11 protein-coding genes and 1 pseudogene are annotated in these 13679 nt (G+C 59.5%); 7 read left to right on the top strand and 5 right to left on the bottom strand.

Going from position 1 to position 13679, the window contains the following annotated elements:
- Positions 1–63 precede the first annotated feature (63 nt).
- Both mtnN and yihA read left to right on the top strand, forming a co-directional pair.
- On the top strand, positions 64–804 hold the full coding sequence (gene mtnN, locus LCQ44_RS01605) for a 5'-methylthioadenosine/S-adenosylhomocysteine nucleosidase (RefSeq protein ID WP_225093890.1): 741 nt from the start codon (positions 64–66) through the stop codon (positions 802–804).
- A gap of 38 nt (positions 805–842) precedes the next feature.
- Positions 843–1433, top strand: a complete 591-nt coding sequence (gene yihA, locus LCQ44_RS01600; RefSeq protein WP_055252447.1) for a ribosome biogenesis GTP-binding protein YihA/YsxC — start codon at positions 843–845, stop codon at positions 1431–1433.
- Positions 1434–1691: 258 nt separating this feature from the next.
- On the opposite strand, the gene thrB is transcribed toward yihA, so the two are convergent.
- Complete coding sequence (gene thrB / locus LCQ44_RS01595; protein WP_225093889.1) at positions 1692–2573, bottom strand: homoserine kinase; 882 nt, start codon at positions 2571–2573, stop codon at positions 1692–1694.
- A 203-nt stretch (positions 2574–2776) separates the two neighbouring features.
- A complete protein-coding gene (gene thrC, locus LCQ44_RS01590; protein ID WP_225093888.1) occupies positions 2777–4294 on the bottom strand; it encodes a threonine synthase in 1518 nt (505 codons plus the stop codon).
- Positions 4295–4397: 103 nt separating this feature from the next.
- Here thrC and LCQ44_RS01585 point away from each other — a divergent pair, with 103 nt between their 5' ends.
- The 3 genes from LCQ44_RS01585 to LCQ44_RS01575 all read left to right on the top strand — a co-directional run bounded on the left by LCQ44_RS01585 (position 4398) and on the right by LCQ44_RS01575 (position 7915).
- On the top strand, positions 4398–5786 hold the full coding sequence (locus LCQ44_RS01585; protein ID WP_138113249.1) for an aspartate kinase: 1389 nt from the start codon (positions 4398–4400) through the stop codon (positions 5784–5786).
- Between the two features lie 174 nt (positions 5787–5960).
- Positions 5961–6986 (top strand): aspartate-semialdehyde dehydrogenase, encoded by a 1026-nt coding sequence (locus LCQ44_RS01580; RefSeq protein WP_117766544.1) that lies wholly within the window; start codon positions 5961–5963, stop codon positions 6984–6986.
- 350 nt (positions 6987–7336) lie between these two features.
- Positions 7337–7915: a methylated-DNA--[protein]-cysteine S-methyltransferase gene (locus tag LCQ44_RS01575; protein WP_225093887.1), complete on the top strand. Its 579-nt coding sequence runs from the start codon at positions 7337–7339 to the stop codon at positions 7913–7915.
- A gap of 206 nt (positions 7916–8121) precedes the next feature.
- Here the strand turns inward: LCQ44_RS01575 and LCQ44_RS01570 are convergent, their stop codons facing one another.
- The 3 genes and pseudogenes from LCQ44_RS01570 to LCQ44_RS01560 all read right to left on the bottom strand — a co-directional run bounded on the left by LCQ44_RS01570 (position 8122) and on the right by LCQ44_RS01560 (position 9505).
- Positions 8122–8316, bottom strand: a complete 195-nt coding sequence (locus LCQ44_RS01570; RefSeq protein ID WP_117635684.1) for a chloride channel protein — start codon at positions 8314–8316, stop codon at positions 8122–8124.
- Positions 8317–8348: 32 nt separating this feature from the next.
- A pseudogene (locus tag LCQ44_RS10070) lies at positions 8349–8696 on the bottom strand (Abi family protein); the annotation flags it as partial.
- A gap of 170 nt (positions 8697–8866) precedes the next feature.
- Positions 8867–9505, bottom strand: coding sequence for a GyrI-like domain-containing protein (locus LCQ44_RS01560; protein WP_195361856.1), 639 nt, complete (start codon positions 9503–9505; stop codon positions 8867–8869).
- Between the two features lie 271 nt (positions 9506–9776).
- On the opposite strand from LCQ44_RS01560, the gene LCQ44_RS01555 reads away from it, so the two are divergent.
- Together LCQ44_RS01555 and LCQ44_RS01550 are read left to right on the top strand one after the other, a co-directional pair.
- Entirely contained in the window at positions 9777–10478 is a 702-nt protein-coding gene (locus tag LCQ44_RS01555; RefSeq protein WP_138339534.1) for an ABC transporter ATP-binding protein, read from the top strand.
- Between the two features lie 5 nt (positions 10479–10483).
- Positions 10484–13249, top strand: a complete 2766-nt coding sequence (locus tag LCQ44_RS01550) for an FtsX-like permease family protein (RefSeq protein WP_225093886.1) — start codon at positions 10484–10486, stop codon at positions 13247–13249.
- Positions 13250–13679 lie beyond the last annotated feature (430 nt).

Below are 13679 nucleotides of genomic sequence, written 5' to 3'. Positions count from 1 at the left end.
AGGTCAAACAAAATGCTGGTACCATACCGTGGTTGAGAATTTCGTATAGGTTTGGGGAATGGCATGGCTACCATCGCGATTATCGGTGCACTCGAAAAAGAGATCATGCAGATTAAGGAAGAGCTGAGCGACGTTTGCGAGGCACAGGAGGCAGGCTTGACCGTTGTGAGCGGTGAGTTCGACGGCCTGACGCTTGTCGCCACAACGGCGGGCATGGGCACGGTGAACGCCGCTGCTGCGACGCAGCACCTCATTAGCAAGTATGCTCCACAGGCAGTTGTGCTTTCGGGTATCGCAGGTGGCCTGAATCCCAAGCTCCATATTGACGATATCGTCATTGGCAAGTGCCTGCGCTATCTGGATACCGATACCGCGCTTATCGCCGAGTCTGCACCGGGGCTCGAGGAGTTTGGCTCGACGTCTGCGCTGGTCGATATCGCTGCCGATGTACTTGCTGAGCATGGGTTTGTTGATGCTTCGACAAATGCGGCCGCCTCGAACGAGGGCGCAAAGCAGTTCCTGGTCGGCACGATTGCCACGGGCAACCGTTTTGTGACGGGCGCCGCCATGCGCAACGACGCTATCGAGGCGACGCACGCCGATTGTGTCGGCATGGAGGGCGCGGCAATTGCTCATGTCGCAACTAAAAATGGTGTCGATTGCCTGGTGCTGCGCGCTATCAGCGATAATTGTGACGAGGCGTACGATGCGATTTGCGACCGCGAGTTCGACCTGTTCGAGTATGCCCGTACCGCGAGTGGCATTACGCTCGATATCGTTCGCCGTATCGCTGCTATCTATTAGCGCGCTCTTTTGTAAGAACCTACGACCAAGGAGTGTCCATGGCCGATTCCATTAACTACCAGCTTGCCAAGTTCGTTGCCAGCTATGGCAAGGTTTCGCAGATTCCCGAGTCCACCTGCCCCGAGGTGAGCTTCGTCGGCCGCTCCAACGTGGGCAAGTCGTCGATCATGAACAAGCTTTTTGGCCGCAAGAACCTCGTCAAGGTTTCGAGCACGCCGGGCAAGACGAGCAACATCAACTTCTTCGAGGCCGACGACGTGCACTTCGTCGACCTGCCGGGTTATGGTTTCGCCCGTCGTTCCAAGGCCGAGCGTGACCGCTGGGCAGAACTTATCGGCGACTTCTTCGACTCGGAGCGCAGCTTTAACCTGGTCGTGTCGCTGGTGGATATTCGTCACGACCCGAGCAAGCTCGACCATGACATGATCGACTACCTGCAGGGCAACGAGTTCAACTTTATCGTCTGCCTCACCAAGGCCGACAAGCTCAGCCGCACCCAGCAGGCCCGCCAGGCAGCAGCCATCAAAAAGCAGCTCAACGTTCCGGCCGAGAACGTGATCATCACAAGCTCCCAGACCGGTACCGGCATCGACGAACTCAAGCGCCGCATCGCCGAAGCCTGCCTCTAATAAGTGCCCCAGCCTAGCAAGAGCCCCTATCAATAAAAGGCCATGATTTCAGCCTGGCGCCCCTTCAAAGCGTGGGTCCCTGTAGACATCGCTAGCTACGTTGCCATAGGGCCACCCAGGGGCATCCCCTTAAAAACATTCCGCAGCACGAGGCCCGCTTATCCGCAGCTCCGAAGGAGCAGGATAAGTGGGCCTCAAGTGCGAGGACGTTTTTAAGGGGATGCCCCTGGGTGGCCCGGACAGACCGATCGGCGATGTCTACAGGTACTCGATTTGAGCGCCTTCCGTGTCGCACGTCAGAATATGCGTATCACACTTAGGGAACTGCTCGCGCAGCTTGACCTGCAGGAACTTTGCCACGATGGTGTCGTCGGTCACAGCCATGAGGGTCGAGCCCGAGCCGCTAATCCAGATGGTCTTAGCGCCGCCGTTAAGGCAGGTGTTGCGCACGGCGTTGTAGTCGGGAATCAGGCGGCGACGATAGGGCTCCTGAATGCGGTCGTCATTGGCGGCGGCAATCAGGTTGAGGTCACCGGTCTCCAAGCCGCGCGTCATACCGGCGATGCGGCCCATCTGCCACACGGCGGTGGAGAGCGGAATCTCCTGCGGCACGACCTTGCGCGCCTCGCTCGTGTGTACCTCGTAGGGCGGAATCACGGTAATAAAACGCAGGCGATCGCTCACCTCGTAGCGCAGGCACTGGGGGAGCGAATCGGTCGGCGTAAAGGAGCAGACGGCGCCGCCCAGGATAGCGGGGGCGACGTTATCGGGATGGCCCTCGACCTCGGTGGCGATGCGAACCAGCTCGGCGCGGTCGACGGTGTGGCCTGTCAGTGCGGCGGCGGCCATAATGCCGGCGACGACGCAGGTGGAGCTGGAGCCCAGGCCGCGGGCGACGGGCACGTCGGTCTGGATGTCGATGGCAACGGGAAAAGCCGGCTCGCCCCAGGCGGCCAGAGCATCGACAAAGCTTACATAGACCAGGTTATTCTCGTTTTGGAACTCTTCGGGGCAGCCCGTGATGGTGAGCTTGTCGGCGCGCTCAAAGGTAAAGTGCGAGTAGAGGCTGACGGCCATGCCGAGGGTATCGTAGCCAATGCCCAAGTTGGCGCTTGTTGCTGGGACGGTGATCTTGATCATGTGAGTCCTCCTGGCGTGCCTGGCTGTTTAGTTCGCTGCTCGGGCAGTCCTGCGCAAGACGGAAAGCACATTAAGTGCTTTCCTTTGCGTGCGGAACTCGCGACGAACTAAACAGCCAGGCACGCTATGCACGTTCGTCATCATCCCGGTAGGTATCTGATAAAAGAAGGTGCGCCGGCTTTCGCCGGCGCCTTATATGGGGTTTAGTTGGTAGCCATCTTTTTTGCTGCAGACTCTACGTAGTTGGCCATGTCGGCTACGTCGCAGACGTCTTCGAAGCGGACGGGTTTGGACTCGAGCTCGGCGAGCTGGGTCGGGGCGACCGTGTTGGTGGCCTGCTCGAGTACACGCATGGCCTCAAAATCATCCTCGGGAACGTCGAGGCCCAGGGCGTCGCAGCAGGCGCGTGGGAACTTGTAGGGGCTGGCGGTCGAAAGCAGCACGCGGGCCTTAGCGCCCTCGGCGGGGGCGACCTGCTCAAAGACGTGATAGCCACAGGCGGTGTGCGGGTCGATCACGTAGCCGTTGGCGTCCCAGCAGCTCTTGATGGCGGCGCGGACCTCGTCCTCGCTGGCCCAGCCGCAGCCAAACACGCTCTGAATCTTTGCCAGCAGGTCGGCGGGAACCTCATAGCGACCAGTCTGTGCCAGCTGCTCCATAAGGCCGGCAACGAGCTCGCAGTCGCCACCGGACAGGAAGTACAGCATGCGCTCCAGGTTGGAGCTGATGAGGATGTCCATCGACGGCGAGATGGTCGTGAAGAACGGACGGTTGCGGTCGTAGACGCCGGTGGTCAGGAAGTCAGCCAGAACGTTGTTCTTGTCGCTCGCGACGATGAGCTTGGCAACGGGCAGACCCATGCGCTTGGCGTAGTAGCCGGCCAGGATATCGCCAAAGTTGCCGGTCGGCACGCAGAACTCCACGGCATTGCCGGCCTCGATGGCACCGGCGCGCAGCAGCTGCGCATAGGCGGCAAAGTAGTAGACGACCTGCGGCACCAGGCGCCCGACGTTGATGGAGTTGGCGCTCGAAAGCACCGTGCCGGCGGCTTCAAGGCGCTCGGCCAGCTCCTTATCGGCAAAGATGCGCTTGACGGCGCTCTGGGCGTCGTCGAAGTTGCCGCGGATGCCGCAGACGGCGACGTTGCCGCCCTCCTGCGTGGACATCTGCAGATTCTGCACGCGGCTGACCTTGCCCTCGGGATAAAAGACGGTGATGCCCGTGCCCGGGGCGTCGGCAAAACCGGCAAGTGCGGCCTTGCCGGTGTCGCCCGACGTGGCGGTGACGATCATGATGCGCTCGGCGCCGCCGTCCTTGGCGGAAGTGCGGGCCATCAAGCGGGGGAGCATCTGCAGGGCGACGTCCTTAAAGGCGCTCGTGGGGCCGCCAAAGAGCTCCATCACATAGGTCTGAGGGGCGTCAGCGCCCGGCGCAGCGTCGAGTTTGACGAGCGGCGTAACCTCTTCACTCGCGAACGTGCCGCGGTATGCCTCGTCGACACACGCCGAAATTTCTTCGGTCGTGTAATCATTCAGTAACATTCCCAACACATCTTGAGCGATTTCAAAGTACGATTTATCTGCAAGCGAGCTGATATCGACCTGCTGGGTGCCGAGCTCGTCCGAGACAAACAGACCCCCGTCGGGAGCGATGCCGGTGCGGATTGCCACCTTACTTGAGCACGATAAAGTGCGTCCTCGTGTACTATGATAAGTTCCCATATAACACTGCTCCTCGGATGCCTTGGTCCCAATCGGTGAAACCATGGTATCAGAGCGCGCAAAACAGGTTTGCAGAGGCTTTTAGAAAGGTAACCTCAAGCCCATGATTAAGATTGCCAAGTTTGGCGGCTCGTCGGTCGCCGACGCCGAACACTTCAAGAAGATCAAGGCCATCGTCGATGCCGACCCTGCCCGCCGTTTTGTGGTGGTTTCCGCCTGCGGCCGCCGCTTTAAGGGCGACACCAAGGTGACCGACCTGCTCTACCTGGTTAACGCGCACGTTAAGTATCACGTGTCGTGTGAGGAGCTGCTCGAGGACATTGGCCAGCGCTATTTTGATATCGCTGACGAGCTGGAGCTCACCTATCCCATCCGCGAGGAGTTCGCGGCCTTTGCCGAGCGCGCCCGCTCGGGCGGCTACTCTACCGAGGAGCTCGTGAGCCGTGGCGAGTACTTCACCGCTCGCCTGATGGCGGAGTACCTGGGCCTGCCGTTCCTGGACGCCGCGACGGTTGTGGCGTTCCATCATGACGGTACGCTCAGCATGAATCGCACCTCCGAGCTGGTGCAGGAGTACGGCCAGCAGGGCGGCTTTGTTATGCCCGGTTTCTACGGCGCGACGCGTGAGGGCCAGATCAAGCTGCTCGACCGTGGCGGCGGCGATATTTCCGGCTCGATCCTGGCCAAGTGCCTGGGCGCCGACTTGTACGAGAACTGGACCGACGTCTCGGGCTTCTATTCTGCCGATCCTCGTATTGTTCCCGAGGCTCAGCCCATTGCGCGCGTTACCTACGAGGAGCTGCGCGAACTTTCGTACATGGGTGCAAGCGTCCTGCACGAGGAGGCCGTGTTCCCCGTGCGCGAGGCGGGTATTCCGCTGGTCATCAAGAACACCAATGCGCCGCAGGACCCCGGCACCATCATTAGCGAGACGGCTGATGAGGGTGAGGCAGAGCCCATCATTACCGGCGTGACCGGCAAGCGCGGCTTTGTCGCCATCAACGTTGCCCGCGACCGCACCAAGCCCCGTGTTGGCTTTATGCGCCGCGCGCTTTCGGTCTTCGAGCGCTATGACGTTTCCGTCGAGCACATGCCCACCGGTGTCGACCGCTTTGGCGCCGTGGTGCAGGAGCAGGACGTGCACGACTCGCTGTACTCGCTTGTGGGCGACATTCAGCAGGAGGTCGAGCCGCTCGAGATCGAGGTTGTCGAGGGCCTGGCGCTCATCGCGACCGTCGGCCGTAACCTGCGTGGCCGCGCAGGTATCTCGGGCCATCTGTTTGGCATGCTTGGCCAGGCCGGCGTGAGCGTGCGCATGATTTCGCAGAGCTGCGACGAGATCAACATCATCATTGGCGTGGAGGAGAAGGACTTCGATCTGGCGATTCGGACCATTTACCGTGCCTTCTCCGATGAGAACGGCATTGTGAAGGTCTCCGACCTGGAGGCTTCCGCGCCGGTCGATCCTGCTCTGGCTGCGCTCCACAAGTAGCTGCTATCTCGCTAGATTTTTGGGACTCGCCTCAAAAATCTACGGCGGGGCGTTTCGTTTCGGTTTCGTTTCGACGGGGCGGGTTTCGTGCCCGCCCCGTTCTTGTATACACTGGCAACAATAATCGGCCTGCTTGGCGTGCGGGCGATAGCCACAACCTTTAAAGGGGGAAGCATGAAACAGTACACGGTTGCTATTTTGGGCGCGACGGGAGCCGTGGGCACCCAGATGCTCGAGTGCCTCAACGAGCAGGAGTTTCCGGTCGGTAAGCTCAAACTGCTGGCAAGTGCACGCTCCGCGGGCAAGACCGTTGAGTTCCGCGGCGAGCAGATTGTGATCGAAGAGGCTTGCCCCGAGGCCTTTGAGGGCTGCGATATTGTGCTTGGCGCCGCCGGCGACGACATCGCCAAGGAGCTGCTGCCCGAGGCCGTCAAGCGCGGTGCCGTCGTGGTCGATAACAGCCATGCCTTCCGCATGGACCCCGAGGTGCCGCTGGTCGTGCCCGAGATCAATGCCGACGATATCAAGTGGCATCACGGCCTTATCGCCAACCCCAACTGCGCGACCATCATCGGCCTGGTTCCCACGTGGCCGCTGCATCAGCTCGCCGGTGTGAAGCGCATGATCGTCTCGACGTATCAGGCGGCTTCGGGTGCCGGCGCTCCCGGTATGGCCGAGCTCGAGGCTCAGCTGGCCGCCCTGGGCCGCGGCGAGGAGATTCCCGAGCCGCGCGCGTTTGCCGCCCAGCTGGCGAGCAACCTGATTCCGCAGATCGGCGGCGTCAAGGAGGAAGGCTTTACCTCCGAGGAGATGAAGCTGCAGAACGAGGGCCGTAAGATCATGCACCTGCCCGAGTTGCGCGTGAACTGCACCTGCGTGCGCGTGCCCGTGCTGCGTTCGCACTCCGAGAGCATTACGCTCGAGTTTGAGCGCGATATTACGGTCGAGGAGGCTCGTGCTGCGCTGGCTGCCGCTCCCGGCGTCAAGCTGGTTGACGATATGGCTGCCGAGGATGCACACGACCGCTTCCCCATGCCGATGGACACCTCCGACCAGGACCTGATTTGGGTCGGCCGCGTGCGCCGCGACATCTCGAACCCGGAGGCCGCGCGTGGCATTACCTTCTGGTGCTGCGGTGACCAAATCCGTAAGGGCGCGGCAACCAACGCCGTCCAGATCGCTAAGCTGCTCTGCGAGTAGTGTGACCTGTCCGGCGGGGGCCGGGCTCAGTTTTCAGAACGTCCTCGACCATGTGTGGCGCCTTGTCCTGCTCCTTCGGAGCCGCGGACAAGGCGCCACACTGGTCTGCGGAGTGTTCTGAAAACTGAGCCCGGCCCCCGCCTGCGGTGACGCTGCTGCAAGCGGCCTGCGATGGGGTCGTTGTTGGTTGAGGCCGCTGGGCTGATGTGGGGGCGCGTGGCTGTTGCGGGCCCTGGTCCCGGCGGCGGCCTCGGCGCTGCGCGCCTGCTGCCTTGGGTGACTTTGGGGTCGATTGGGGTTGTCTGCACAATTCGCGGTATTATGTTGCGGAGTTTTGAAAGGAGCCGCTGGTGGTCACGACGACGTTTGCTTCGCCTTTGGGCGAAATCTTGCTTGCCGCTGATGGCCGCGGTCTGACGGGGCTTTGGTTTGAGGGACAGGAGCATTTTGGCTCCACGCTTCTCAAAGAAGATCCTGAACATGTTGAAGGCGCCGATGCAGTTTCTGGTGCTGGCGGCATGTCGTCGGTGAGTCCTGCAAATGGTGCGGCTTCTTCGGTGCTTGAGCGTTCGTGGGCTTGGCTGAATGCTTATTTTGCAGGGCAGGAACCTCGGTTTACGCCGCCGTTGCATTTGATTGGCACGGCGTTTCAGCGTGAAGTTTGGTACGAGCTGCTTTCTATTCCGCGTGGCGAGGTCGCTACGTATGGCGAGATCGCCCAGCGTGTTGCGGCTCGACATCGTGTGCCGGGAAATGAGACACCCGTTGTGTCTCCCCGTGCCGTGGGGGCCGCGGTCGCTCGCAACCCTGTTTCGATTATTGTGCCATGCCATCGCGTGGTGGCGGCGGACGTCTCGCTTAACGGATATGCCGGCGGGCTTGATCGCAAGGAGTGGCTGCTTCGGCTTGAGGGCGCGTACGAGGAGTAACACTCGAGCGCTTTGCATAGCCAAGATGCCGTGAAAGAACGGGACATGCTTTCCGAATGGAGGCTCAGACGGAAACTACGTCCCGGAATTCCGTTTTAAAGCGGGATGCGCTTTCCGAATGGCGTTCCAAGCGGAAACCGTGTCCCGGAATACAGCCTCAGAGTGGGACACCGTTTCCGGCTGAGACCACCTGCCTGGACATCGATCTACGCCCGCTCCTGCAGGGCGTAGATGGACTTATCCATGTTGAACAGGTAAGCCACAACGCAGACAATAATGAACATCGGCAAGTTACCAAAGCCGAAGACTTCGCAGCCAATAAGGATGGGTGCGAGCAGCGTATTGGTGGCGCTGCCAAAGACGGCTGCGTAGCCCAGTGCGGCGCAGAGCTCGACGGGCATGCCGAGTTGAGCCTCGTTATGGCGACATCTGGGTAACAGAAAGGCCCGCGTTCCTCAGAGGCAAGATAGGCAATTCTGCTTCTGAGGTAGATCTCAATTCTGCCGACCGCACTGCCGACCGCATCAAACATTAACTGCCGGAGGGCTCGGTCAAATTCATACGTGTAGATGATGGTTTCGAATGTTGTGCCTTCGCGAAAGATGGTAATCCCGGACTTGCATTTGGTTTTGCAGGGAAACCAGTAGGCCGACAGTCTGTAGTGGTTGGCTTCGACCAAAGCTCGCTCGAGTTCGCTTTGATCAGAGCACTTAAGACCCTTGTTTTCTGTCAATAGTGCTATTTGTTCGTTGATGGATATCCGCGACTTCTGGTATTTCATTAAGCCTCTTGATAGAAAAAGAGCTGGAGTTGCGCATCGTTGAGAGGCTTTCCAGCTTTAGCAAAACAAACTTATAAGATGCGACGGGCCGCGTCAAGATAATTACCGGACGGCCTAGGAGGCGGCTGGTTGGCTGGCTTAAAACCCAGCGCGTGAAATGACGCTCCACGCTATTCAGCGCGCTTGATAGGATGACGAACCACAGTCTTAAGTTTCTCCGGCGCACACTTGCGTGGATCGGAAAGATAGATTTCGTGATGTAAACGGGTGTCTGAGAAGTCGGGGACATAGCCCTGCTCGGTCGCATATTCATGCATGGCGTCTACGGTTGCCGGCTCGCTGTCGTAGGGTCCGGTATGCATGCATTGAACGCAGAGACCCTCGTCAACTTTAAGCAGCTCGACGGCAGAAAAGTCCAGTTTCTTTTTGGCCGTGGCTTCCGCGACCGCCCAGTCAAAGTCATCCTGAGTGACGAAATCGGGCAGGCGGATGCACGAGATAAAGTTGAAATCGTCCTTGCGTACATAATCGATGTCGCCGCTCGGGGAGTCTTGCCACCAGAAGCCCTCGAGCGGCGGTACCACAAAGTCGAAATAGCCCTCGATACTCCTTGAGCCTTTCTTTGACATCTTGACGGTATAGGCGATGCCGTAAAGCAGCGGCAGGGCATTTTGATACTCGCCACCTTCGGTATTTGGGTCGCCCTTTCCGCGAACGGCAACGTAGCTCATAGGCGGGACAGTTACGATACTCGGCTTGCTCGCAGGTCTGTAGAGCTCCTTGCATTCCTTCTTAAAGTCGAACGCCATGTTGGCCGCCTTTCTGCGTATTGGCCTGCTTAGATAGCTGAATCATATCATAGAAACGAACAGCTGTTCGAATGATTTGGCTGACAGATTGAGATGCGTGCGTTGTGTTTGGCGGTCGGCCTGACCCCATCGATGATTTCTCTGCCTCCCCGGCGCCTCATCTATAGCTGCCGTTTCCCCATATAGAACCTGCCAAAATAAACCCGTCCCTTTTTAGTCGGTGCGAAATGGGTAATACTAAAGAGTTATCCGACCAGATGGGAACCGATCGATGGCTTATATCGAATTCAAAGACGTCATCAAGGCATACGGCGAGGGCGACGCCCGCATTCACGCACTCGACGGCGCGAGCTTTACGGTCGAGCGCGGCGAGCTCGCCATCATTTTGGGTGCTTCGGGTGCCGGCAAGACCACGGCGCTCAACATTCTGGGCGGCATGGATACGGCGACTTCCGGCACCGTGACGGTGGACGGGCGCGATGTGAGCTCCGCTAACGAGGCGCAGCTCGTGGAATACCGCCGCGCCGACGTCGGCTTTGTCTTCCAGTTCTACAATCTGGTCCCCAACCTGACGGCGCTCGAAAATGTTGAGCTTGCGGCGCAAATCTGCCCTGATTCGCTCGATGCCGAGCAAACGCTTTGCCAGGTTGGCTTGGGTGAGCGCCTCGCCAACTTCCCCGCGCAGCTTTCGGGCGGCGAGCAGCAGCGCGTGTCCATTGCCCGCGCACTGGCAAAGAACCCCAAGCTGCTTTTGTGCGACGAGCCCACGGGCGCACTTGACTATAAAACCGGCAAGCAGATCTTGCAGCTGCTGCAGGACACTTGCCGCAAGCAGGGCATTACGGTCATCATCATCACCCACAACTCCGCGCTGGCGCCCATGGCCGATCGCCTGATCCGCTTTAAGAACGGTCGCGTGGAGAGCGAGACGGTCCAGCAAAATCCCGTGCCTATCGAGACGATCGAGTGGTAGCGCCCATGGACCAAGACCGCCAAAACAGCCTACGCCGCGACGCGCAGAACACGGAGCGCGAGCAGGATTTTACGACCTACCGCACTGCCCAAAGCTCAAACGATATGGTGCCGACGGTTTTTCGCCGTGGCATCTACCGCACAATCCGAGGCAGTCTTAAGCGCTTTTTGTCAATCGTGGTCATCACCGCGCTTGGCGTGAGCGTGATGTGCGGCCTTAAGGCGGGTTGCGAGGACCTGTGTGATTCGGTTGATGCCTACTTCGACCAGCAAAATGTCTATGACATTAACGTGCAGTCGACCTATGGCCTGACTGACGATGATCTCGACGCCATACAAGAGGTCGATGGCGTCGAAACGGCCGAGGGCATCTACACCGAGACCGCCTACACCGCCGTGGGCACAACGCGCGAGCGCGTGGTCGTGCAGAGTCTCTCCAAGGAGAACATCGATCAGCCGGTGCTCGTGAACGGCGATTTGCCCGAGAGCGCCGATGAAGTCGCGGTGACTTCGAAGTTCCTGAAGGCATCGGGCAAGAAAATCGGCGATACGGTGAGTTTTGCCGCCAATGACGCGAGCTCGTCCAATCAAAGCGCCAAGGACCAGTTTGCCGCGGGCGATTACACCATTACGGCTGAGGTCCTCGACCCCACTGATGTAAGTTCTGACTCGACAGTCAACGCCTTTCGCGCTGCTTCGGCGGCGGACTATAAGTTCTATGTGAGCGAGGACGCCGCGACATCTTCTTCCTACTCCGCGGTCCACGTGATCGTCGAGGGAGCCAAGAGCCTCAACTCCTATTCGGATTCCTACGCGGCAAAGATCAATGAGGTCAAGGGCAATATCGAGAAGATCCGCGAGGAGCGTGAGAAGGCGCGCGCCCAGGAGCTGACGGTCGACACGCCGGCAAGCTTGGATGCGGCCGAGCGCCAGGCGAATATGCTCTTTGGGATTGAGCAGGACAACATCAATCGCATGGCCGAGGGCAGCGACGAGCGTGCGCAGGCGCAAGCCGACCTGGACCAGCGCCGTGCCGCCGCCGACCAGCAGTTTGCCGATGCCCGCGCCGAGCTTTCCGATCTGGGCGAATGCACCTGGTACATCCAGGACCGCGGCAATATCGCAAGCTACTCGAGCGTGGAGAGCGATAGCTCGTCAATTGAGGCTATCGCCACGGTGTTCCCGTTCATCTTCTTTATCGTCGCCGTGCTCATCAGCCTTACCACCGCCACGCGTATGGTCGAGGAGGAGCGCACGCTCATCGGCCTGTATAAGGCGCTCGGCTATTCGCGCGGGCGCATCCTGTCCAAATACGTGGACTATGCGCTGTGGGCTTGTCTGATCGGCGGCGTGCTCGGCAACATCATCGGATTTGTGGGCCTGCCGCTGTTCCTGTTTACGGTGTTCGACGACATGTACTCACTGCCCCAGATGCTACTTTCGTACGACATCGTGTCCTCGATCGTTTCGGTGGCGCTGTTTGCCGTGGGCGTGGTGGGCGCCACGATTATCGCCTGCCGCCACGAGATGGCCGAGACCCCTGCCTCGCTCATGCGCCCCAAGGCGCCGCGTGCCGGCTCACGCATTCTGCTCGAGCGTATCGGATTTATCTGGCGCCGCATGGGCTTTTTGAACAAGGTGGCAGCGCGTAACCTGTTCCGCTACAAAAAGCGCGCCTTTATGACCATCTTCGGCATCGCCGGCTGCACGGCGCTCGTGATCTGCGGCATGGGCATTCGTGATACGTCGGTCGCGCTTTCGCCCAAGCAGTACGGCCACATCACACGCTACGACCTGCTGGCGGTTGCCAATCCCGACGATTTTTCGCAGACGTGCGCGGCGCTCGACGAGCGAAGCGCGGTCAAGGATTCCGGTGTGACCGTAACTTCGACGCTGCCGATCATGACCGACAACGTCACCTTTACATTCGGCGGAAAGAGCGAGACCGTGCAGCTGATCGTGGTGCCCGATGACCGCACGAACGATCTGGACGACTATGTTCGCCTTGAGGATGAGTCCAAAGAGCCACTGTCTTTGCGTGACGGAGACGTGTATCTGAGTAAGAGTTCACAGCTGGTGCTGGGGATTCAACCGGGCGATACGGCGCACGTCCAGGATTCGTCACTCAACGTCGCCAAGGTCAAGGTCAGCGACATTTCGCTTAACTATCTGGGCAACACGCTTTACATGACGCAGAGCACCTATGAGCGCGCGTTTGGGCGCAGCGTTCGCCTCAATGGCATCTTTGCGCTGCTCAAGGGTTCGTCGGCCGACCAGATTGCGTTTAGCAAGAAGCTTAAGAGTGACGGCTGGCTTTCGATTTCGAGCACGGCCGAGCATTGGGAGAACTTTGAGGCGAACTTCACTATTATCAATTCCGTCGTGGTGCTCGTGACCTTTATGGCGGCGTGCCTGTCGTTTGTGGTGGTGTTTACGCTGTCCAACACGAATATCTCCGAGCGCGAGCGCGAGCTGGCGACCATCAAGGTGCTTGGTTTCCGCCGTGGCGAGGTGCACCATTACGTCAACAAGGAGACGTTGATCCTCACGGCAATTGGCGCCGCGCTGGGCGTGCCACTGGGCGGCTTGCTGGCCGAGAGTTTTACGTACATTTTGCAGATGCCGTCGCTGTACTTTGATGTTGAGGTCGAGCCGCTAAGCTACGTGCTCGCCGTGGTGCTTTCCTTTGGCTTTACGTTTATCGTCAACCTCGCCACCAATCGTACCCTCAACAAGATCGACATGGTCGGCGCCCTCAAAAGCGCCGAGTAACCTGCCCTGGGATTCAAGTTCTAGCGAGCTGCCGACGCGCCCGCAGCAGCATTTTTGCATAAACCGCCCCGCCAAATGCATACTTTGACGGGGCGGTTGCTTTTTGCCCACAGGTACCCCAGGGGGCGCCGTGCAAATTCCGGAGTATTCAGCGTCCCGGGGTCCGCGGGCGCGGGGGCGGGGGTGCAAAACTGCGCTGAAAGCCCCGATTCTGAGTCCCAACGCCTCTAGAGCCGCTCGTTTTTTTACAGGATGCGGCCCATGGTGCCTGCCTTTCGCCCAAAATCCAGTATGCAGGCACCCTCGGCTGCTGAATACTCCCAAAAATGCACGCCGCATCCTACCCCAGGGGTAGCGCGCAGAGATGTGGTGTAAGAGGCGGGGCATGCCCCGCCTCCGCCCTTTCTTGAAAGGGAGGGGACACCGCCTA

It is taken from the genome of Collinsella aerofaciens, from assembly GCF_020181355.1.
GTDB lineage: Bacteria > Actinomycetota > Coriobacteriia > Coriobacteriales > Coriobacteriaceae > Collinsella.
This window is presented reverse-complemented; position numbering and strand designations above follow the sequence as displayed.

Excerpts from the sequence above, each read along its gene's own strand:
- mtnN (WP_225093890.1), top strand. The coding sequence starts at position 64 with ATGGCTACCATCGCGATTATCGGTGCACTCGAAAAAGAGATCATGCAG.
- yihA (WP_055252447.1), top strand. The coding sequence starts at position 843 with ATGGCCGATTCCATTAACTACCAGCTTGCCAAGTTCGTTGCCAGCTAT.
- thrB (WP_225093889.1), bottom strand. The coding sequence starts at position 2,573 with ATGATCAAGATCACCGTCCCAGCAACAAGCGCCAACTTGGGCATTGGC.
- thrC (WP_225093888.1), bottom strand. The coding sequence starts at position 4,294 with ATGGGAACTTATCATAGTACACGAGGACGCACTTTATCGTGCTCAAGT.
- LCQ44_RS01585 (WP_138113249.1), top strand. The coding sequence starts at position 4,398 with ATGATTAAGATTGCCAAGTTTGGCGGCTCGTCGGTCGCCGACGCCGAA.
- LCQ44_RS01580 (WP_117766544.1), top strand. The coding sequence starts at position 5,961 with ATGAAACAGTACACGGTTGCTATTTTGGGCGCGACGGGAGCCGTGGGC.
- LCQ44_RS01570 (WP_117635684.1), bottom strand. The coding sequence starts at position 8,316 with ATGCCCGTCGAGCTCTGCGCCGCACTGGGCTACGCAGCCGTCTTTGGC.
- LCQ44_RS01560 (WP_195361856.1), bottom strand. The coding sequence starts at position 9,505 with ATGGCGTTCGACTTTAAGAAGGAATGCAAGGAGCTCTACAGACCTGCG.
- LCQ44_RS01555 (WP_138339534.1), top strand. The coding sequence starts at position 9,777 with ATGGCTTATATCGAATTCAAAGACGTCATCAAGGCATACGGCGAGGGC.
- LCQ44_RS01550 (WP_225093886.1), top strand. The coding sequence starts at position 10,484 with ATGGACCAAGACCGCCAAAACAGCCTACGCCGCGACGCGCAGAACACG.